At 72.7% G+C, this 19258-nt stretch carries 18 protein-coding genes; 6 read left to right on the top strand and 12 right to left on the bottom strand.

The genetic code is table 11. From position 1 onward, the window contains the following. Positions 1-54: 54 nt before the first annotated feature. From ABT129_RS07725 to ABT129_RS07715, 3 genes are all read right to left on the bottom strand, one after another. On the bottom strand, positions 55-1080 hold the full coding sequence (locus tag ABT129_RS07725; RefSeq protein ID WP_351897872.1) for a 6-phosphofructokinase: 1026 nt from the start codon (positions 1078-1080) through the stop codon (positions 55-57). A gap of 158 nt (positions 1081-1238) precedes the next feature. Further along, a complete protein-coding gene (locus ABT129_RS07720) occupies positions 1239-1967 on the bottom strand; it encodes a type 1 glutamine amidotransferase (RefSeq protein ID WP_351897870.1) in 729 nt (242 codons plus the stop codon). 19 nt (positions 1968-1986) lie between these two features. After that, the gene (locus ABT129_RS07715; RefSeq protein ID WP_073902087.1) at positions 1987-3234 is read right to left on the bottom strand and encodes a Mur ligase family protein; all 1248 of its coding nucleotides are present in this window, start codon (positions 3232-3234) and stop codon (positions 1987-1989) included. Positions 3235-3360: 126 nt separating this feature from the next. Here ABT129_RS07715 and def point away from each other — a divergent pair, with 126 nt between their 5' ends. Next, positions 3361-3921, top strand: coding sequence for a peptide deformylase (gene def / locus ABT129_RS07710; RefSeq protein ID WP_351897868.1), 561 nt, complete (start codon positions 3361-3363; stop codon positions 3919-3921). 39 nt (positions 3922-3960) lie between these two features. Here def and ABT129_RS07705 read toward each other — a convergent pair whose 3' ends face one another. Continuing rightward, a complete protein-coding gene (locus tag ABT129_RS07705) occupies positions 3961-4608 on the bottom strand; it encodes a TetR/AcrR family transcriptional regulator (protein ID WP_351897865.1) in 648 nt (215 codons plus the stop codon). A 163-nt stretch (positions 4609-4771) separates the two neighbouring features. Between ABT129_RS07705 and ABT129_RS07700 the strand changes: the two genes are divergently transcribed. Continuing rightward, positions 4772-6016: an acyl-CoA dehydrogenase family protein gene (locus ABT129_RS07700; RefSeq protein WP_351897863.1), complete on the top strand. Its 1245-nt coding sequence runs from the start codon at positions 4772-4774 to the stop codon at positions 6014-6016. Between the two features lie 107 nt (positions 6017-6123). On the opposite strand, the gene ABT129_RS07695 is transcribed toward ABT129_RS07700, so the two are convergent. Together ABT129_RS07695 and ABT129_RS07690 are read right to left on the bottom strand one after the other, a co-directional pair. Beyond that, the gene (locus tag ABT129_RS07695) at positions 6124-6309 is read right to left on the bottom strand and encodes a hypothetical protein (protein WP_351897861.1); all 186 of its coding nucleotides are present in this window, start codon (positions 6307-6309) and stop codon (positions 6124-6126) included. A gap of 118 nt (positions 6310-6427) precedes the next feature. Next, entirely contained in the window at positions 6428-6895 is a 468-nt protein-coding gene (locus ABT129_RS07690; RefSeq protein ID WP_351897858.1) for a VOC family protein, read from the bottom strand. 142 nt (positions 6896-7037) lie between these two features. On the opposite strand from ABT129_RS07690, the gene ABT129_RS07685 reads away from it, so the two are divergent. Then, positions 7038-8411 (top strand): cytochrome P450, encoded by a 1374-nt coding sequence (locus ABT129_RS07685; protein ID WP_351897856.1) that lies wholly within the window; start codon positions 7038-7040, stop codon positions 8409-8411. A gap of 20 nt (positions 8412-8431) precedes the next feature. On the opposite strand, the gene ABT129_RS07680 is transcribed toward ABT129_RS07685, so the two are convergent. Together ABT129_RS07680 and ABT129_RS07675 are read right to left on the bottom strand one after the other, a co-directional pair. Continuing rightward, the gene (locus ABT129_RS07680) at positions 8432-9208 is read right to left on the bottom strand and encodes a putative protein N(5)-glutamine methyltransferase (protein WP_351897853.1); all 777 of its coding nucleotides are present in this window, start codon (positions 9206-9208) and stop codon (positions 8432-8434) included. Further along, complete coding sequence (locus ABT129_RS07675; protein ID WP_351897851.1) at positions 9201-9683, bottom strand: glutathione peroxidase; 483 nt, start codon at positions 9681-9683, stop codon at positions 9201-9203. Before ABT129_RS07675 ends, ABT129_RS07680 begins: the two co-directional genes overlap by 8 nt. Before the next feature lie 36 nt (positions 9684-9719). On the opposite strand from ABT129_RS07675, the gene ABT129_RS07670 reads away from it, so the two are divergent. Beyond that, complete coding sequence (locus ABT129_RS07670; protein ID WP_351897850.1) at positions 9720-9941, top strand: DUF6011 domain-containing protein; 222 nt, start codon at positions 9720-9722, stop codon at positions 9939-9941. Between the two features lie 127 nt (positions 9942-10068). Next, on the top strand, positions 10069-11139 hold the full coding sequence (locus ABT129_RS07665) for an RNA ligase (ATP) (protein WP_351897848.1): 1071 nt from the start codon (positions 10069-10071) through the stop codon (positions 11137-11139). A 25-nt stretch (positions 11140-11164) separates the two neighbouring features. Here ABT129_RS07665 and ABT129_RS07660 read toward each other — a convergent pair whose 3' ends face one another. Together ABT129_RS07660 and ABT129_RS07655 are read right to left on the bottom strand one after the other, a co-directional pair. Further along, positions 11165-12028 (bottom strand): acyl-CoA thioesterase, encoded by an 864-nt coding sequence (locus tag ABT129_RS07660; RefSeq protein WP_351897846.1) that lies wholly within the window; start codon positions 12026-12028, stop codon positions 11165-11167. 21 nt (positions 12029-12049) lie between these two features. Beyond that, a complete protein-coding gene (locus tag ABT129_RS07655) occupies positions 12050-14608 on the bottom strand; it encodes a DEAD/DEAH box helicase (RefSeq protein WP_351897843.1) in 2559 nt (852 codons plus the stop codon). 86 nt (positions 14609-14694) lie between these two features. Between ABT129_RS07655 and ABT129_RS07650 the strand changes: the two genes are divergently transcribed. Then, on the top strand, positions 14695-15486 hold the full coding sequence (locus tag ABT129_RS07650; RefSeq protein ID WP_351897841.1) for a metal-dependent hydrolase: 792 nt from the start codon (positions 14695-14697) through the stop codon (positions 15484-15486). Positions 15487-15664: 178 nt separating this feature from the next. Here the strand turns inward: ABT129_RS07650 and ABT129_RS07645 are convergent, their stop codons facing one another. Further along, positions 15665-17446: an ABC transporter ATP-binding protein gene (locus tag ABT129_RS07645; RefSeq protein WP_351897839.1), complete on the bottom strand. Its 1782-nt coding sequence runs from the start codon at positions 17444-17446 to the stop codon at positions 15665-15667. Then, positions 17443-19248 carry an ABC transporter transmembrane domain-containing protein gene (locus ABT129_RS07640; RefSeq protein WP_351897838.1) on the bottom strand — a complete coding sequence of 602 codons (1806 nt, stop codon included), beginning with the start codon at positions 19246-19248 and terminating at the stop codon, positions 17443-17445. Before ABT129_RS07640 ends, ABT129_RS07645 begins: the two co-directional genes overlap by 4 nt. Between the last annotated feature and the right edge of the window lie 10 nt (positions 19249-19258).

Raw genomic sequence — 19258 nt, 5'->3', positions numbered from 1 at the left:
AACCGCCCCCGGCCGCGATCGCGACCGGGGGCGGGTGTCAGGCGACCGGGTGCGTCAGAGCACGCACTCGGCCTCGGCGTAGCGGTCGGCCGGGACCGTCTTGAGGGTCTCCACGGCCTCGGCCAGCGGGACCATCTCGATGTCCGTGCCGCGCAGCGCCGTCAGCATGCCGAACTGGCCGCGGTGCGCCGCCTCGACCGCGTGCCAGCCGAAGCGGGTGGCGAGGACGCGGTCGTACGCGGTCGGCGTGCCGCCGCGCTGGACGTGGCCGAGGATGACCGGGCGGGCCTCCTTGCCGAGCCGGCGCTCCAGCTCCACGGAGAGCTGGTTGGCGACGCCGGTGAAGCGCTCGTGGCCGTAGATGTCGGTGCCGGCGGTCTTGAACTCCATCGAGCCCTCGCGCGGCTTCGCGCCCTCGGCGACCACGACGATCGCGAAGCGCTTGCCGTCCTCGAAGCGGGCGCCGACCCGGGCGGTCAGCTCGTCCATGTCGAAGGGGCGCTCCGGGACGACGACGGCGTGCGCGCCGGCGGCCATGCCGGAGTGCAGCGCTATCCAGCCGGTGTGACGGCCCATGACCTCGACGACGAGGACCCGCTGGTGGGACTCGGCGGTGGTCTTCAGCCGGTCGAGGGCCTCGGTGGCGACGGTCACGGCCGTGTCGAAGCCGAAGGTGACGTCGGTGGAGGCGATGTCGTTGTCGATGGTCTTCGGGACGCCGACGATCGGGAGACCCGCCTCGGAGAGCAGGTTCGCCGCCTTCAGGGTGCCCTCGCCGCCGATCGGGATGATCGCGTCGAGTCCCAGGTCGGCCACGTGGCCGCGGGCGCGCTCGACGCCGTCGACCAGGTGCGCGGGCTGGACCCGCGAGGAGCCGAGGATGGTGCCGCCCCGGGCCAGGATGCCGCCGACCGCCTCGAGATCGAGCTTGCGGTAGTCGCACTCCAGGAGGCCCTTCCACCCGTCGAGGAAGCCGATGACCTCGTCGCCGTGGTCGACGACGGCGCGGTGCACGACGGAACGGATGACAGCGTTCAGACCGGGGCAGTCTCCGCCGGAGGTGAGCACGCCAATGCGCATAGCCCAAAAACCTTTGCAACGTGGGCCGACTCCCGGACCACGTCGTCCGGCTGGATCCCCGCCACCCTATCGGTGCAGGGTGGCGGGGCCGAACCGGATGTCCGCACAGTGGACAACGTACGTTCGTACGAGGGACCAACGGCGGTGCGTGTGTTGCCTCAGGCGGGCTGCGTGGCGGACGCGATGCGCTCGGCGCGCAGCGCCTCGTACCAGCGGTCGTCGGTCGGCGGCAGCGCGTTCACGTCGAGGGCCAGCTTCAGGAGCAGGTCCGCGATCTGCGGGTTGCGGGCCATGACGGGGCCGTGCATGTACGTACCGAAGACGGTGTCGTTGTACGCGCCCTCGGTGCCGTCGCCGGTGCCGTTGCCTTTGCCGAGGACGGTCCGGGCGAACGGCCGGGCCGTCGGGCCGAGATGGGTGATGCCCTGGTGGTTCTCGAAGCCCGTCAGCTGGGGCAGGCCGAGCCGCGGGTCGATGTCCGCGAGGACGTCGCCGACGCACCGCTCGCCCTCGCCGCGGGTCGAGATCACGTCGATGAGGCCGAGGCCGGCCTCCCGCTCGCCGAGGTCGTTGATGAACTCGTGGCCCAGGATCTGGTAGCCGGCGCAGACCGAGAAGATGATCGCGCCGTTGGAGGCGGCGCGGCTCAGGCCGCCGTCCCGCCGCAGCCGCTCGGCCGCGAGCCGCTGCGGACGGTCCTCACCGCCACCGATCAGGTAGATGTCGCCCGAGGTGGGGATCGGCTGGTCGCTGCGGACGTCGACGCGCTCGACGTTGAGTCCGCGCTGGGTGGCGCGGCGCTCGACGACGAGGACGTTGCCCTGGTCGCCGTAGGTGCTGAGCAGGTCCGGGTAGACCCAGACCAGGCGCAGGCTGCTGTCACTCATGCTGCATGTCCTCTACGGGTCAGTTGCCGACGCGGCGGCGGACGTCCTGGAAGGCGGTGTAGTTGGCGATCAGCTCGATCTGCCCGGGCGGGGCCATCGCGACGGCCTCGTCCAGCGTCTCGCAGACGCGGAAGTCCACACCCGCGACCTCCAGGCGGACCGCGAGGTCGAGCCGGCGGTCGCCGATCACCATGATCGGGTGGCCGGCGAGCCGGCCGTAGTCCACGTCCCACAGCCAGGAGGTGTCCGTGCCGTCGGCGCCGCGCGCGTTGACGGAGAGGATCACCGGGGCGGGCGGCCCGTCGATGAGGGAGAACGTCTCCAGCCAGCCGGCCGGGTTCTTCGCGAGCAGCAGGCGCAGCTCACGGCCCTGGAAGGAGACCACGTCGTAGCGTCCGGCGACGGCCTGCACCGCGTACATGCGCTCCAGGGCCACCTGCGGCGGCACTCCGAAGACGGCGGCGACGGCGGCCGAGGTGGCGGCGTTCGCCTTGTTGGCGCGGCCGGGCAGCTGGAGCCGGATCGGCCAGGCCGAGCCGTGCGGGTCGAGGACGTGGTCGCCGCTGAGCGCCCAGCTCGGCGCGGGACGGCGGAAGCCGCACTCGCCGCAGAACCAGTCGTCGCCCGGACGCTGCATCACACCGCCGCAGGCGGGGCACGACCAGGCGTCGTCCTTCCACTCCTGGCCGGCGGCCACCCACACCACGTTGGGGGAGGAGGAGGCGGCCCACACGATGAGCGGGTCGTCGGCGTTGGCGACGACGACGGCCTTCGTGCCGTTGAGCCCCTCGCGCCACTTCTCGGCGAGCATCCGGGTCTCGGCGGCGCGGTCGAGCTGGTCGCGGGAGAGGTTGAGCAGCGCGATGACCTTGGGCGTGGTGTCACGGGCGACTCCGGCGAGGTACTTCTCGTCGACCTCGATCACGCCGTACTTGGAGTCCGAGCCGCCGGCCAGCGCCGAGGTGATGCCGGCGGGCATGTTGGCGCCGAGCGCGTTCGAGACGACGGGGCCGGCGGCGCGCAGGGCCTCCGCGATCAGCCGGGTCGTCGTCGTCTTGCCGTTGGTCGCCGACACCAGGACGACGTCCAGATGCTGCGCGAGCCGGCCGAGCAGGTCGGGGTCGAGCTTCAGCGCCACCTTGCCGCCGATCACCGATCCGCTTCCGCGACCCGCCGCCCGCGACACCGCGGCCGCGGCCCTGCCCGCCGTCACGGCCAGCTTGGCGCGCGGCGACAGCGGCTCTGGATTACCGGGGTGTCCTGACATCGTTCTTGTTCCTCCTTGCGTCGGTCCGGGCTCAGCCTATCGAGATCCGGCCAGGAGCCCGAACAGCGGCACCGCCGAGCGGTCGGGCGAAACAGCCTGGTCACAGCGGACCGTACCCTTACGCCCATGCGAAACCGCCCCATCCCCGGCAGTTCCGGCCTCGTCCGAGCGATGACTCCGCTCGGCGACCCCGTGCTGCACAGCCCCTGCGCGCCCGTCACCGACTTCGGCCCCGAACTGGCCCGGCTCGTCGAGGACATGTTCGCCACGATGTACGCGGCGAACGGTGTGGGCCTGGCGGCCAACCAGGTGGGCGTGGGCCTGCGCGTCTTCGTGTACGACTGCCCGGACGACGAGGAGGTCCGTCACCTGGGCCATGTGGTGAACCCGCGCCTGGTGGAGGCGGACGGAGACGTGGTCCGGGGCCCCGAGGGCTGTCTCTCGCTGCCGGGTCTGGAGGCGCCGACGCCCCGGTACGACCGCGCGGTGGTCGAGGGCGTGCGGACGGACGGCACTCCGGTACGGGTCGAGGGCACGGGTTTCTTCGCCCGCTGCCTCCAGCACGAGGCGGACCATCTGGAGGGCCGGGTCTACGCGGACCGGGTCACGGGGTGGCGGAAGTCACGTCTGATGCGCGCGATCCGCAAGCAGCCGTGGGGGAGTGGCGCCGGGGTGCTGGAGGGCTGAGGGCCGCCTCCGGACCCTCGGGCCGGGGGCGGACGCGCGTCAGAACCCCGGTCCGCCGGGGAGGTCGGAGGCCTGGGCGAGCCGGCCCCACAGGAGGTCCGCCAGGGCCCGGACGAGTTCGTCGCGGGAGCAGGGGCGTTCGCCGAGCCACCAGTCGCCGGCCGCGTGCATCATGCCGACGATGCCGTGTCCCCAGATCCGGGCCTGCGCCTGGGCGGCGGGGCCCAGGTCGACGCGTTCGGCGATGACCTGGCCGAGCTCCTCGCCCATTCTGCGGAGCAGCGGGGCCGAGTGGCGGCCGACGTCGAAGCCCTGCTCGTTCTGGTGCGACTCCTCGGCGGGGTGCATGAGGAAGCGGTAGACCTGGGGCATCGCCTCGATCGAGGCGAGGTAGGTGTCGAGGGTGGCCTCGACGCGGTGGCGCCGGTCGGAGGGCGCGTCGAGCGCGGCCCGCAGGGCGGCGAGGAGGGCGTCGGTGTGCCGGATGGCGAGGGCGCGGTAGAGACCGCCCTTGTCGCCGAAGTGGCGGTAGAGGATCGGCTTGGTGATGCCGGCCTCGGCCGCGATCGCGTTCATGGACGCCTTGGGGCCGTCACGGAGCACGACCCGGTCCGCCGCCTCCAGCAGTTCGCGCCGCCGCTGCTCGGCGGGCTTCTGCTGGTCGGTGGTCCGGTGTGCGATGTCCATAAGCGTGTCTCCCCGCCCGTGCGATTCCGTGAGGCTGTCGCAACGTAACACCCGGCCGGTGTCCGGTGCCGGTCGGGCCGAACCGCTTCCCCGCAGGTTGACAGCCTGTACCCACCGGTAACAGACTGCTGTTACCGCAAGTAACGTACAGCTGGGAGGGAAAATGGGCGAGTTCACGCTCGAACTCAACGATGACCAGAAGCAGGTCCGCGACTGGCTCCACGGCTTCGCCGCCGATGTGATGCGCCCCGCGGCCGCCGAATGGGACGAGCGTGAGGAGACTCCCTGGCCGATCATCCAGGAAGCCGCCAAGCTCGGCATCTATTCCCTCGACTTCTACGCCCAGCAGTTCTTCGACCCGACCGGCCTGGGCATCCCCATGGCGATGGAGGAGCTCTTCTGGGGCGACGCCGGCATCGCCCTCTCCATCGTCGGCACCGGCCTCGCCGCCGTCGGCGTCCTCGCCAACGGCACCGAGGAGCAGATCGGCACCTGGGTCCCGCAGATGTACGGCGACGCGAACGACGTCAAGGTCGCCGCGTTCTGCTCCTCCGAGCCCGACGCCGGCTCGGACGTCGCCTCCATGCGCACCCGCGCCGTCTACGACGGGGCCACGGACGAATGGGTCCTCAACGGCACCAAGACCTGGGCGACCAACGGCGGCATCGCCAACGTCCACGTCGTCGTCGCCGTCGTCGACGCGGAGCTCGGCTCCAGGGGCCACGCCTCCTTCATCGTCCCGCCGAACACCCCCGGCCTCTCCCAGGGCCAGAAGTTCCAGAAGCACGGCATCCGCGCCTCCCACACCGCCGAGGTCGTCCTGGAGGACGTCCGGATACCCGGCCACTGCCTCCTCGGCGGCAAGGAGAAGCTCGACGAGCGCCTGGCCCGCAGCCGTGAGAAGGCCCGGGCGGGGGGTGGCGTGGGGGCACCCCCGGCCGAAGGCTGGGGGAGCGGGAAGAACGCGGCCATGGCCACCTTCGAGGCCTCGCGCCCGGCGGTCGGCGCCATGGCCGTCGGCACCGCCCGCGCCGCGTACGAGGTCGCCCTCGACTACGCGAAGACCCGCGTCCAGTTCGGCCGCCCGATCATCGAGAACCAGGGCGTCGCCTTCCAGCTCGCCGACATGGCCACCCAGATCGACGCGGCCCGCCTCCTCGTCTGGCGCGCCTCCTGGATGGCCACGGCGGGCAAGCCCTTCACCGCGGCGGAGGGCTCCATGTCCAAGCTGTACGCGAGCGAGGTGGCCAAGCAGGTCACGGCCCAGGCGATCCAGATCCTCGGCGGCAACGGCTACACCCGCGAGTACCCGGTGGAGCGCATGCACCGCGACGCGGCCATCTACACGATTTTCGAAGGCACGAGCGAGATCCAGCGCATGGTGATCAGCCGGGCGATCGCGAAGTAGTCCGGCCGGTCGGGCCGGGGCGCCGGCGAGGAGCGCGGCCGGGACGGTACGGAAGAGGCCCGCAACGGTACGGTGCGGGCCTGATCGGGTTCGGCGGCGTCCGCGGCTCAGGCGGCGAGTTCCTGCTCGGCCTGCACCGCGTCGGTCCAGGCGGCGACGAGCACCTGGTAGATCCGCTGCTCGTCCGCGGTCAGCGGACGCCGCTCCTCTCCGGCGCGCACCCACAGGGTGCGGATCGCGTCGTTCAGGGCGGTGGGGCCGGGGGTCCCTCTGTGCGGGTCGGTGTCGGACATGGCACCCAGCCTAGGCGCTGGGTACGACAGACCCCGCCTCCCGCGGACGTGGGGTCCGCCACGCCACCCCGTCGGCCTCCGGCGTCCGGGCCGCGGGCGCCCCACGCTGTGGCCACTGTCACACCACGCAGAACTCGTTGCCCTCCGGGTCCTGGAGGACCACCGCGTAGTAGTCCATGCCGTTCGGCTCGTCCATCGCGTACAGGATCGTCGCGCCGAGCGCCGTCAGGCGGGCCACCTCGCCGTCCACCCGCTCGCGGCGCAGCGCGAGAGGGACCGCGCGGCCGCCGCCGACCTTGAGGTCGAGGTGGACGCGGTTCTTGGCGGTCTTCGGCTCCGGGACGCGCTGGAACCAGACCCGGGGGCCCACCCCCTTCGGGTCCACGATGGACTCGGGCAGCTCCCCGGCGTCCTCGCCGAGCTCCTCCTCGGGGACGCCGATCGCCTCCCAGTACGCCCGCCAGCTGGCATGGCCCTCGGGCGGCGGATCGGGGACGTACCGCAGGGCCACCAGCCAGAACGGCACGAGGCGTTGGGGGTCGGCGCAGTCGATGGTCAGTTGCAGCGTGAGCTCGGGGCGTTCCATGCGGCGAGCCTCCCAGACGCCACCGACAGTCGACCGGTTCGAGCCAACGAGCCAGATTCGGACCGCCGTTCGGACATCCCTACCCGTGAGTCACCACCTGGGGGACAATCACCCGGCAGGTGACGATCGAGGGGAGCCGTTCATGGCCATCACCACCGGTACCGAAGCGCCCGAACTCGCGGGACTCCCACTGCTCGGCTCCATGTTCGACCTGAAGAGCGACTCCCTGGGAACCTTCCTGCGCGCCCGGCGCGAGCACGGCGACGTCGTACGGATCACGGCGGGACCGCCCGGCATCCGCGCCACCGTCTACGGCGTCTTCTCCGCCGAGGGCGCTCAGCAGGTCCTCGCCGGAGAATCGGCCAACTTCCGCAAGGACAACGCCTTCTACCAGGAGATCCGCGAGTCCTTCGGCAACGGCCTGCTCACCAGCCAGGACGAGGACTACCTCCGCCAGCGCCGGCTCGTCCAGCCCCTCTTCACCCGCCGCCGCGTCGACGGCTACGCCTCCGCCGTCGCCGCCGAGATCACCACCCTCACCCAGGAGTGGCGGGACTCCGGCGCCGAATCCGTCGACGTCCTCCAGGAGATGACCCGCTTCGCCCTGCGCGCCGTCGCCCGCATCCTCTTCGGCACCGACGTCGACGCCGCCGTGAGGATCGTGGAGGAGAACTTCCCCGAGGTCGGCGCCTACGTCCTGCGCCGCGGCTACTCCCCGCTCAACGTCCCCCGCGACTGGCCGACCCCCGCCAACCGCCGGGCCGCGAACGTCCACCAGGCGCTGTACGAGGTCTGCGACCGCATCATTGCCGAGCGCCGCGGCTCCGGCGCCGCCCCCGGCGACGGCCAGGACCTCCTGACCCTCCTCGTCGAGGCGGAGAGCGCCGAGGACGGCAGCTTCGACGCGACCGAGCTGCGGGAGCAGGTGCTCGTCTTCCTGCTCGCCGGCCACGAGACGACCGCCACGTCCCTCGGCTTCGCCCTCCACCTCCTGGCCCTCCACCCGGAGCAGCGGAAGCGGGCCCACGAGGAGGTCGACCGGGTGCTCGCCGGCCGTACCCCCGGCGCCGCCGACCTCGACGCCCTGCCGTACGTCACCCGGGTCCTCAAGGAGGCCATGCGGCTCTTCCCGGCCGCGCCGGTCATCGGGCGCCGGGCCGTCGCCGCCACCGAGGTCGGCGGCGTGACCATCCCGGCGGGCGCGGACGTCATCGTCGCCCCCTGGGTCACCCACCGCCACCCCGCCTACTGGGAGGACGCCGAGCGCTTCGACCCGGAGCGCTTCACGCCCGAGGCGGAGGCCGCCCGGCCGCGTTACGCCTGGTTCCCCTTCGGCGGCGGCCCGCGCGCCTGCATCGGCCAGCACTTCTCGATGCTGGAGTCGGTGATCGCCCTGGCGATGATCCTCCAGCGGTACGACGTCGAGGCCGTCGACAAGGAGGTGCCCGTCGCACCGGCGATCACCCTCCAGGCGGCCGGTCCGGCGCGCTGCCGGCTCACGCCCAGGACGGTCTAGGGGGTCGGCTCCCGGCGGCCCTACCGCCGGGTCGCCACCACCACCGTCGCCCACCACTCGTCCGAGGTCAGCACCTCGGCGACCAGCAGGCCTCCCGAGACCTCCGCGACGGCCGCCGCGGCCCGATCGGCCTGCCGCTCGCTCGTCTCCACGAGCAGGTGACCGCCCGGCGCCAGCCACTCCGGCGCCTCGGCGGCGACCCGCCGCAGCACGTCGAGACCGTCCACGCCGCCGTCGAGCGTGACGAGCGGCTCGTGGTCCCGCGCCTCGGAGGGCAGCAGGCCGACCTCGCCGGTCGGCACGTACGGCACGTTGGCGACGAGCACCTCGACCCGGCCCCGCAGCCCGCCGGGGAGCGGGGCGAAGAGGTCGCCCTCGTACACCCGGCCGCCGCGCGGCTCGACGTTCCGGCGGGCGCACCGCACCGCCGCCGGCTCGATGTCCGAGGCGTGCACCCGCGCGCCCCCGACCCGGTCGAGCAGCACCGCGCCGGCCGCGCCGGAGCCGCAGCACAGGTCGACGCAGACGGCTCCCGGCCGGGCCAGCCCCACCGCGTGCCCGACGAGGAACTCCGTACGCCGCCGGGGCACGAACACCCCGCCGTCGACCTCGATCCGCAGCCCGGCGAAGTCGGCCCAGCCCACGACGTGCTCAAGGGGGAGGCCCGAGGCCCGCCGCTCGACCATCAGGTCCAGTTCGGCGGGCCCGGCGGCCGAGGCGAGCAGCATCGCCGCCTCCTCCTCGGCGAAGACGCAGCCGGCGGCCCGCAGCCGTTCGACGACGCCCGAGTCAGACAAGCTGGGCCTCGATGGCCGCGACGATCTCGGGGGCGTCGGGCTCGGTGCGCGGACGGAAGCGGGTGACCTGTCCGTCGCGGCCGATCAGGAACTTCTCGAAGTTCCACTGGACGTCACCGGCCTCGCCCTCGGCGTCGGCGACCTTCACCAGCTCCGCGTAGAGCGGGTGGCGGGCGTCGCCGTTGACGTCGGTCTTCTCCAGGAGCGGGAAGGACACGCCGTACGTCGTCGCGCAGAAGGTCCGGATCTCCTCCGCGCTGCCGGGCTCCTGGCCCGCGAACTGGTTGCAGGGCACGCCGAGCACGGTGAGGCCGCGCTCGCCGTACTCCTTCTGCAGCCGCTCCAGACCCTCGTACTGCGGGGTCAGACCGCACTTGGAGGCGACGTTGACCACGAGGACGGCGCCGTCCCGGTAGTCGGCGAGGGAGACCGGCTCGCCGGCCAGGGTCTTCAGGGGAATGTCGTACAGGCTCATGGAGTGCTCCTCGTCGGAATAGGGTTTGATCTCAGCATGGGAGACGAACCACTGGCAATCGCGATCGATTCCTCGGAGGCGGGACCGCGCCTGGTCCGCTGCCGCCTCTGCGGCCGCCCGCTGACGGGCGCGGACTCCCGCCGGACCGGCCTCGGCCCGACCTGCGACGCCAAACTGCACCCGCCGGCCCCGGACATCCGCAGCCGCCGCCACGAGGTCGAGCAGGACACCCTGCCGGGCATCGACCAGGCCCCGTAGGGGCGGTGGGGGAGCCGGTCCGGAACCCGGAGACGCTACCAGCGCGCAAATCGATGGCCCAGCCCTTTCCCTTCCGGCACAGTCGACGCCGATGAGAGGCAAACCCGAGCAACCGGAGTCCTGAACCGTGTCGACCCTGCGCGTCACCGCCGAAGTCCTGACCGTCCATCCGCATCCCAACGCCGACGCCCTGGAACTGGCCCAGGTCGGCCTCTACCGGGCCGTCGTCGCCAAGGGGGCCTACCGGACCGGTGAGGCCGCCGTGTACATCCCCGAGCAGTCCGTGCTGCCCGCAGCGCTCATCGAGGAGCTGGGGCTGACCGGGCGCCTCGCCGGAGGGAAGTCGGACCGGGTCAAGGCGGTGCGGCTGCGCGGCGAGCTGTCGCAGGGGATCGTGTGCCGGCCGGGAGCCCTCGCCGAGGTCGACCTCGCGCGGGCGGCGGCCGAGGGGGCCGACTTCGCGGAGAGGCTCGGGATCGTCAAGTGGGTGCCGCCGATACCGCCGACGATGAGCGGGGACGTGGAGGTCGCGCCCGAACTGCTGCCCTGGGTCGACATCGAGAACCTCCAGCGCTATCCGGGGATCTTCGAGCCCGGCGAGCCCGTCGTCCTGACGGAGAAGCTCCACGGCACGGCCTGTCTGCTGACCTACGGCGCCGAGGACGGGCGGGTCCAGGTCTCCTCGAAGGGTTTCGGGTCGAAGGGCCTCGCCCTCCAGGAGGACCCGCGCAACCTCTACTGGCGCGCCGTCCACGGCCACGGTCTGGCCGCCGTCGCCGAGCGGCTGGCGAAACGTCTCGGCGCCCGCCGCGTCGGGCTCTTCGGCGAGGTGTACGGCTCCGGGGTGCAGGACCTCGCCTACGGCGCCGACGCCCGGTCCGAGACCGTGGGGTACGCGCTCTTCGACGTGTCGGCCGAGATCGACGGCCAGGTCCGCTGGCTGGACCCGGCCGAGGTCCTGGAGGCGGGCGAGGTCCCGCTCGTACCGCGCCTCTACTCCGGCCCGTACGACCTCGACACCGTCCTCGCGCACGCGAGCGGCCGGGAGACCGTCTCCGGCCGGGAGGCCCACCTGCGGGAGGGCGTCGTCATCAGGCCCGCGGTCGAGCGGTACAGCCCGGTCGTCGGCGGCCGGGCCATCGCGAAGGCGGTCAGCCCGGCCTACCTGACCCGCAAGGGCGGCACCGAGTTCGAGTGACCCGGCCGCGGACCGTCCCGGGGGCTCACAGCTTCCGGAACAGGCCCTCCTGGACCACCGAGACCAGGAGCCGGCCCTCGCGGTCGTAGATCCTGCCCCGGGCCAGTCCCCGGCCGCCCGTCGCGATCGGGGACTCCTGGTCGTACAGGAACCACTCGTCCGCCCGGAACGGCCGGTGGAACCACATCGCGTGGTCCAGCGACGCCATGTCGAAACCGCGCGGGCCCCACAGCGGCTCGACCGGGATGCGCACCGCGTCCAGGAGCGTCATGTCCGAGGCGTACGTCAGGGCGCAGGTGTGGACCAGCGGGTCGTCGCCCAGCGGCCCCACGGCCCGCATCCACACCGCGCTGCGCGGGTCCGCGTCCTCGACCTCGTCCTTGCTCCACCGCAGCCGGTCCACGTACCGGATGTCGAACGGCTGCCGCCGGGCCATCCGCTCCAGCGCCTCCGGCAGCGCGCCGAGGTGGTCGCGGATCTCGTCCGCGAGCTTCGGCAGGCTCTCCGGGTCCGTCATGTGCCGCGGCGGCAGCTGGTGCTCGAACCCGGCCTCCTCCGGCAGGTGGAACGAGGCCGTCAGATTGAAGATCGTCCGCCCCTCCTGCACCGCCGTGACCCGGCGGGTCGTGAACGAGCGCCCGTCGCGCACCCGCTCCACCTGGTACACGATCGGCACCCCCGGGCGGCCCGGCCGCAGGAAGTAGGCGTGCAGCGAGTGCACCGGCCGGTCGCCCTCCGTGGTGCGGCCGGCCGCCACCAGGGCCTGCCCGGCGACCTGGCCGCCGAAGACCCGTTGCAGCGACTCCTGCGGGCTGCGCCCGCGGAAGATGTCGACCTCGATCCGCTCCAGGTCGAGCAGGTCGACGAGCCTCTCGGCGGGGTTGGTCACCTTCGTCTCCTCAGAACGTCTCTACAGCTGTCCGACGGACGTCACGCGGAGCACCGCGCGGCCCTCCTCGTCGGAGGCCGCGAGATCCACCTCCGCGCCGATGCCCCAGTCATGGTCGCCGTTCGGGTCGGCGAAGGTCTGGCGGACGCGCCACAGGCCGTGGGCGGCGTCCTCCTCGATGTTCAGCAGCTTCGGGCCGCGCGCGTCCGGACCCGTACCGAGGTCGTCGTACTCGTCCCAGTACGCGTCCATCGCCTCGCCCCACGCGTCCGCGTCCCAGCCGGACTCGCCGTCCAGTTCGCCGAGCGCGGCCACGTTGTCCAGCGCGGCCAGCTCCACCCGGCGGAACATCGCGTTGCGCACGAGGACGCGGAAGGCGCGGGCGTTCGCCGTGACCGGCTTGACCTGGTCGGCCTTCTCCTGGGCCTCCTCGGCCGTCTGGATCTCCGGGTTGGCCAGCTGCTCCCACTCGTCGAGCAGCGAGGAGTCCACCTGGCGCACCATCTCGCCCAGCCAGGCGATCAGGTCCTCCAGGTCCTCGGTCTTCAGGTCGTCCGGGATGGTGTGGTCGAGCGCCTTGTACGCGCTCGCGAGGTAGCGGAGCACGATGCCCTCGGTCCGCGCCAGCTCGTACCAGGAGGTGAACTCGGTGAAGGTCAGGGCCCGTTCGTACATGTCACGGATGACCGACTTCGGCGACACCGGGTGGTCGCCGACCCACGGGTGCGAGGTCCGGTAGACGTTGTACGCGTGCCAGAGCAGCTCCTCCAGCGGCTTCGGGTACGAGATCTCCTGGAGCCGCTCCATCCGCTCCTCGTACTCGACGCCGTCCGCCTTCATCCGCCCGACCGCCTCGCCGCGCGCCTTGTTCTGCATGGCGGCGAGGATCTGGCGCGGGTCGTCGAGCGTCGACTCCACGACCGAGACCATGTCCAGGGCGTACGAGGGGGACTCCGGGTCCAGCAGGTCGAAGGCGGCGAGCGCGAACGTCGACAGGGGCTGGTTGAGCGCGAAGTCCTGCTGGAGGTCGACCGTGAGGCGGATCGTGCGGCCCTCGGCGTCCGGCTCGGCGAGCTGCTCCACCACACCGCCGTCGAGCAGCGAACGGTAGATCGCGATGGCCCGGCGGATGTGCCGCAGCTGGGCCTTGCGCGGCTCGTGGTTGTCCTCCAGGAGCTTGCGCATCGCCTCGAAGGCGTTGCCCGGCCGGGCGATCACCGAGAGGAGCATGATGTTGGTGACCTTGAAGCGGGAGGTGAGCGGCTCCGGCTCGGCGTCGATGAGCCGCTCGAAGGTGGTGTCGCTCCAGGCGACGAAGCCCTCGGGCGCCTTCTTGCGGACCACCTTGCGGCGCTTCTTCGGGTCGTCGCCGGCCTTGGCGAGCGCCTTCTCGTTCTCGATGACGTGCTCGGGGGCCTGGGCGACCACGTAACCGGCGGTGTCGAAGCCGGCCCGGCCGGCCCGGCCCGCGATCTGGTGGAACTCACGGGCACGCAGCGTGCGCACCCGGTTGCCGTCGTACTTGGTGAGGGCCGTGAAGAGCACCGTCCGGATCGGCACGTTCACGCCCACGCCGAGCGTGTCCGTCCCGCAGATCACCTTGAGCAGGCCCGCCTGGGCCAGCTTCTCGACGAGCCGCCGGTACTTCGGCAGCATGCCCGCGTGGTGCACACCGATGCCGTGCCGGACGTAACGCGACAGGTTCTGGCCGAACTTGGTGGTGAAGCGGAAGTTGCCGATCAGCTCGGCGATCCTGTCCTTCTCCTCGCGCGTGCACATGTTGATGCTCATCAGCGACTGCGCGCGCTCCACGGCCTGCGCCTGCGTGAAGTGGACGATGTAGACCGGCGCCTGCCTGGTCTCCAGGAGCTCCGTCAGGGTCTCGGTGATCGGGGTGAGCACGTACTCGTAGGAGAGGGGCACCGGCCGGGTCGCCGAGCGGACCACCGAGGTCGGCTTGCCCGTGCGCCGGGTCAGGTCCTTCTCGAACATCGCCACGTCACCGAGCGTGGCCGACATGAGGACGAACTGTGCCTGGGGGAGTTCCAGGATCGGGATCTGCCAGGCCCAGCCGCGGTCCTGCTCGGCGTAGAAGTGGAACTCGTCCATGACGACCTGGCCGATGTCCGCGTACCTGCCGTCCCGCAGCGCGATCGACGCCAGCACCTCGGCCGTACAGCAGATGATCGGGGCGTCCGCGTTCACGGAGGCGTCGCCGGTCAGCATGCCGACGTTCTCGGTGCCGAAGAGCTTGCACAGGTCGAAGAACTTCTCCGACACCAGCGCCTTGATCGGCGCGGTGTAGAACGTGACCTGGTCGTTCGCGAGCGCGGCGAAGTGCGCAGCCGCCGCGACCAGCGACTTTCCCGAGCCGGTGGGGGTGGACAGGATCACGTTGGCCCCGGAGACGACCTCGATCAGCGCCTCTTCCTGGGCCGGGTAGAGCGTGATGCCCCGGTCCTCGGCCCAGGAGGAGAAGGCCTCGAAGAGGGCGTCGGGGTCGGCGGTCGGCGGCAGCTGATCGATAAGGGTCACGCCCCCATCTTGCCTGGATTCCGTTCGGATGAGGGAACCGGCCATCGGCGGCGAAGATCACGGACGATAGGCTCGTCCGTCGACCGGTCGTCAACTGAGCGCCGGCAGGGGAGAAACGGGGCGGGCCAACCATGATGGGACCGGCACACTCGCTGTCCGGAGCGGCGGCCTGGCTCGGGGTCGGAGCGCTCGCGGCGGCCTACGATCGCCCGATGCCCTGGCCGGTTCTCGTCGTCGGCGCGCTCATCTGCGCGGGCGCGGCGCTCGCCCCCGACCTCGACCACAAGTCCGCGACCATCTCGCGCGCCTTCGGACCGGTCTCCAAGGGCGTCTGCGAGGTCGTCGACAAGGTCTCGTACGCCGTCTACAAGGCGACCCGCTCCACCGCCGACCCGCGCAGGACCGGCGGCCACCGGACCCTCACCCACACCTGGCTCTGGGCGGTCCTGATGGGCGGCGGTGCCTCCTGGGCGGCGGTCGCCGGCGGCCGCTGGGCGGTCCTCGCGATCCTCTTCGTCCACCTCGTCCTCGCCGTGGAGGGCCTGCTGTGGCGGGCCGCCCGGGTCTCCAGCGACGTCCTGGTCTGGCTGCTCGGCGCGACCAGCGCCTGGATCCTGGCCGGCGTCCTCGACAAGCCCGGCAGCGGCTCGGACTGGTTCTTCACCGGCCCCGGCCAGGAGTACCTGTGGCTCGGCCTGCCGATCCTGCTCGGCGCCCTCGTCCACGACATCGGCGACGCCCTGACCGTCTCCGGCTGCCCCATCCTCTGGCCCCTCCCGATCGGCCGTAAGCGCTGGTACCCGATCGGCCCGCCGAAGGCGATGCGCTTCCGGGCCGGCAGCTGGGTCGAGCTGAAGGTCCTGATGCCCGTGTTCATGGTCCTGGGCGGGGTGGGCGGGGCCTCCGCGCTCGGCTTCATCTAGCGGTACGGGGAGGGGGGGGCCCCCGGGGGGGGGGGGGGCCCCCCCCCCCCGGGCACACAGCCGGGGACAAACCACGCCCCGCCCCCCCCCCCCCCCGCCGGGGCGTGCTTGTTTGGGGGGGGGGGGGGGGGGGGGCGGCGGGGGGGGGCCCCCCCCCCCCCCCCCTCCCCGTGTCCCGTCAGCCGTGCCACGACCTCCACAGCGCCGCGTACGCCCCGTCCGCCGCGACCAGCTCCGCGTGACTGCCGAGCTCGCTGATCCGGCCCGACTCGACCACCGCGATCAGATCGGCGTCGTGCGCGGTGTGCAGCCGGTGCGCGATGGCCACGACCGTACGCCCGTCCAGGACCCGGCTGAGCGAGCGCTCCAGGTGACGGGCCGCCCGCGGGTCGAGCAGCGACGTCGCCTCGTCCAGGACCAGGGTGTGCGGGTCCGCGAGGACCAGCCGGGCCAGCGCGATCTGCTGGGCCTGCGCCGGGGTCAGGGACCGGCCGCCCGAGCCGACCTCCGTGTCCAGGCCCTCGTCGAGGCCCCGGGCCCAGACCTCCGCGTCCACCGCCGTCAGCGCCGCCCACAGATCGGTGTCGCTCGCCCCCGCCCTGGCCAGGAGCAGGTTGTCGCGGAGCGATCCCACGAAGACGTGGTGCTCCTGGTTGACCAGGGCCACGTGCTCCCGGATCCGCTCGGCGGGCATCCGCGCCAGCTCGGCGGCGCCGAGCGTCACCGAACCGGTCCGGGGCGCGTAGATGCCCGCGAGGAGCCGGCCGAGGGTGGACTTGCCCGCGCCGGACGGGCCGACCAGGGCGAGCCGGGTGCCGGGCGCCACCTTCAGGGACACCTCGTGCAGCACGTCGACGCCCTCGCGGTAGCCGAACCGGACCTCGTCCGCGCGGACCGCCCGGCCCTCGGGCCGCACCTCCGCGTCGCCCGCCTCCGGCTCGATCTCCCGGACGCCGACCAGCCGGGCCAGCGACACCTGCGCGACCTGGAGCTCGTCGTACCAGCGCAGCACGATCCCGATCGGGTCCACCAGCATCTGCGAGAGCAGCGCACCCGTGGTCAGCTGCCCCACGTCGATCCAGCCCTGGAGGACGAAGACCCCGCCGAGCAGCAGGACGGAGCAGAGGACCGTCACATGGGTGACGTTGACGACCGGGAAGAGCACCGAGCGCAGGAAGAGCGTGTACCGCTCCCACGCGACCCACTCGGAGATCCGCCGGTCCGACAGGGCGATCCGGCGCGCGCCGAGCCGGTGCGACTCGACCGTGCGGCCCGCGTCGACCGTCTCCGCGAGGGCGGCGGCCACCGCCGCGTACCCCGCGGACTCCGAGCGGTACGCGGCCGGCGCCCGCCTGAAGTACCAGCGGCAGCCGACGATCAGCAGCGGCGCCGCGATCAGGGCGGCGAGCGCCAGCGGCGGGGCCGTCACCGCGAGGCCGCCGAGCAGCAGCCCCGCCCACACGACGCCGATCGCCAGCTGCGGCACGGCCTCGCGCATCGCGTTGGAGAGCCGGTCGACGTCCGTCGTGATCCGGGAGAGCAGGTCGCCGGTGCCGGCCCGTTCCAGCACGCCGGGCGGCAGACCGACCGCGCGGACGAGGAAGTCCTCCCGCAGGTCGGCGAGCATCTCCTCACCGAGCATCGCCCCGCGCAGCCGGACGAGCCGCGTGAACACCGTCTGGATCAGCAGCGCGACCGCGAACAGCGCGACCGTCCGCTCCAGACGCAGCTCGCGCGCCCCGGTGGCCAGCTCGTCCACCATCGAGCCGAGCAGGTACGGGCCGGCCATCGAGGCGATCACGGCGACCGCGTTCACCCCGACGAGCAGCGCGAACGCCCGGCGGTGGCGGCGCAGCAGCTCGCGTACGTAGGTGCGGACGGTCGTGTGGGCGGCGACGGGGAGCGTCGTCGCCGTCTTCGGGGCCGCCGGGTCGTACTCCGGTGGCGCCAGGCCGATCATGCCGTTTCCCCTTCCAGTGCTTCGAGTTCGCCGACGCGGGGCGCCGGGGCGGCGAGCTCCTCGTCGGTCTCACGGGTGACGACCGCGCGGTAGCGGGGCTCCCGGGCGAGCAGCTCGCGGTGGGTGCCGACGGCGACCGCCTGGCCCTCGTGGACCAGGACGACCCGGTCGGCGCGGTCCAGGAGCAGCGGCGAGGAGGCGAGGACCACGGTGGTCCTGCCCTCGCGCAGCTCGCCGACGCCCTCGGCGACCCGGGCCTCGGTGTGCGCGTCGACGGCCGAGGTCGGCTCGTCGAGGACGAGCACCTCCGGGTCGGTGACCAGGGACCGGGCGAGCGCGAGCCGCTGGCGCTGGCCGCCGGAGAGCGACCGGCCCCGCTCGGTGATGCGGGTGCGCATCGGATCGCCGTCGGAGTCCACGGACGCCTGCGCCAGCGCGTCGAGGACGTCGTCGCAGCGGGCGGCGGCCAGGGCCCGCCCCGGGAGGACCTCGCCGGAGCGGGGCACGTCGAGCAGCTCGTCCAGCGTGCCCGAGAGCAGGACCGGGTCCTTGTCCTGGACGAGGACGACCGTCCGGGCGGTCTCCAGCGGCAGTTCGTCGAGCGGGACCCCGCCGAGGAGCACCGAGGTGTGGTCCGGGTCCGGTTCGGTCGGATGGCCGCCGAGCCGGTCGGCGAGCCGCCCCGCCACGTCCGGGTCGCCGCAGACGACCGCGGTGAAGCGGCCGGCGGGAGCGAGCAGCCCGGTGAGCGGGTCGTACAGGTCGCCGGTGGCCTTGCGGTCCTCGTCCCCCGCGGTGGTCGTGGTCGTTCGGGTCAGCGCGAGCACCCGGGCGGCCCGCTTCGCGGACGGCCGGGAGAAGGAGAAGGCCATGGCGATCTCCTCGAAGTTCCGCAGCGGGTGGTAGGTCAGGGCCACCGCGCTGTAGACGGTGACCAGCTCGCCGACGGTGATCCGGCCGGCGAGCGCGAGCCGTGCCCCGTGTACGGCCACGACGATGAGCAGGACGCCCGGCAGCACGACCTGGACGGCGGAGATGAGGGCCCACATGCGCGCGCTGCGCACGGCGGCCCTGCGGACCTCCTGGGAGGCGGCCCGGTAGCGGTCGAGGAACAGCTCCTCGCCGCCGATGCCGCGCAGCACACGGAGTCCGGCGACGGTGTCGGAGGCCAGCTCGGTGGCCTTGCCCGCCTTCTCGCGCTGGACGTCCGCGCGGGCGGTGGCACGGGGGAGGAGCGGCAGCACGGCCAGGGCGAGGACGGGGATGCCGACGGCGACGACGACGCCGAGGGCCGGCTGGTAGACGGTCAGGCCGACGCAGATGATCACCAGGGTGACGGCGCCGGCGGCGAACCGCGAGAGGGCCTCGACGAACCAGCCGATCTTCTCGACGTCCGCGGTGGAGACGGCGACGACCTCGCCCGCGGCGACCCGCCGGGTCAGCACGGAGCCGAGTTCGGCGGTCTTGCGCGAGAGGAGCTGCTGGACCCGGGCGGCCGCCGTGATCCAGTTGGTGACGGCGGTGCGGTGCAGCATCACGTCGCCGAGGGAGATCGCGGCGCCCATGACGACGAGCAGCCCTCCCGCGAGGGCGAGCCGTCCGCCCTCGCGGTCCACGACGGCCTGTACGGCGAGCCCGATGCCGAGGGGCAGCCCGGCGATGCCCAGGTGGTGCAGGAGCCCCCAGAGCATGGACTTCACCTGCCCGGCGAGCTGTTGGCGGCCGAGCCAGACGAGGAACCGGGTGCCCGAGCGGACATCGGGGACCCCTGGGTCGGCGTAGGGAAGATCTCGAATCTGCATGGCGTCCCAG

The sequence above is a fragment of the Streptomyces sp. NPDC002057 genome, from assembly GCF_040296665.1.
In the GTDB taxonomy this organism is placed as follows: Bacteria; Actinomycetota; Actinomycetes; order Streptomycetales; family Streptomycetaceae; genus Streptomyces.
This window is presented reverse-complemented; position numbering and strand designations above follow the sequence as displayed.

What these genes read in the sequence shown, in the direction of transcription:
- ABT129_RS07725 (WP_351897872.1), bottom strand. Translation starts at nt 1,080, where the DNA reads ATGCGCATTGGCGTGCTCACCTCCGGCGGAGACTGCCCCGGTCTGAAC.
- ABT129_RS07720 (WP_351897870.1), bottom strand. Translation starts at nt 1,967, where the DNA reads ATGAGTGACAGCAGCCTGCGCCTGGTCTGGGTCTACCCGGACCTGCTC.
- ABT129_RS07715 (WP_073902087.1), bottom strand. Translation starts at nt 3,234, where the DNA reads ATGTCAGGACACCCCGGTAATCCAGAGCCGCTGTCGCCGCGCGCCAAG.
- def (WP_351897868.1), top strand. Translation starts at nt 3,361, where the DNA reads ATGCGAAACCGCCCCATCCCCGGCAGTTCCGGCCTCGTCCGAGCGATG.
- ABT129_RS07705 (WP_351897865.1), bottom strand. Translation starts at nt 4,608, where the DNA reads ATGGACATCGCACACCGGACCACCGACCAGCAGAAGCCCGCCGAGCAG.
- ABT129_RS07700 (WP_351897863.1), top strand. Translation starts at nt 4,772, where the DNA reads ATGGGCGAGTTCACGCTCGAACTCAACGATGACCAGAAGCAGGTCCGC.
- ABT129_RS07695 (WP_351897861.1), bottom strand. Translation starts at nt 6,309, where the DNA reads ATGTCCGACACCGACCCGCACAGAGGGACCCCCGGCCCCACCGCCCTG.
- ABT129_RS07690 (WP_351897858.1), bottom strand. Translation starts at nt 6,895, where the DNA reads ATGGAACGCCCCGAGCTCACGCTGCAACTGACCATCGACTGCGCCGAC.
- ABT129_RS07685 (WP_351897856.1), top strand. Translation starts at nt 7,038, where the DNA reads ATGGCCATCACCACCGGTACCGAAGCGCCCGAACTCGCGGGACTCCCA.
- ABT129_RS07675 (WP_351897851.1), bottom strand. Translation starts at nt 9,683, where the DNA reads ATGAGCCTGTACGACATTCCCCTGAAGACCCTGGCCGGCGAGCCGGTC.
- ABT129_RS07670 (WP_351897850.1), top strand. Translation starts at nt 9,720, where the DNA reads ATGGGAGACGAACCACTGGCAATCGCGATCGATTCCTCGGAGGCGGGA.
- ABT129_RS07655 (WP_351897843.1), bottom strand. Translation starts at nt 14,608, where the DNA reads ATGGCCGGTTCCCTCATCCGAACGGAATCCAGGCAAGATGGGGGCGTG.
- ABT129_RS07650 (WP_351897841.1), top strand. Translation starts at nt 14,695, where the DNA reads ATGATGGGACCGGCACACTCGCTGTCCGGAGCGGCGGCCTGGCTCGGG.
- ABT129_RS07645 (WP_351897839.1), bottom strand. Translation starts at nt 17,446, where the DNA reads ATGATCGGCCTGGCGCCACCGGAGTACGACCCGGCGGCCCCGAAGACG.
- ABT129_RS07640 (WP_351897838.1), bottom strand. Translation starts at nt 19,248, where the DNA reads ATGCAGATTCGAGATCTTCCCTACGCCGACCCAGGGGTCCCCGATGTC.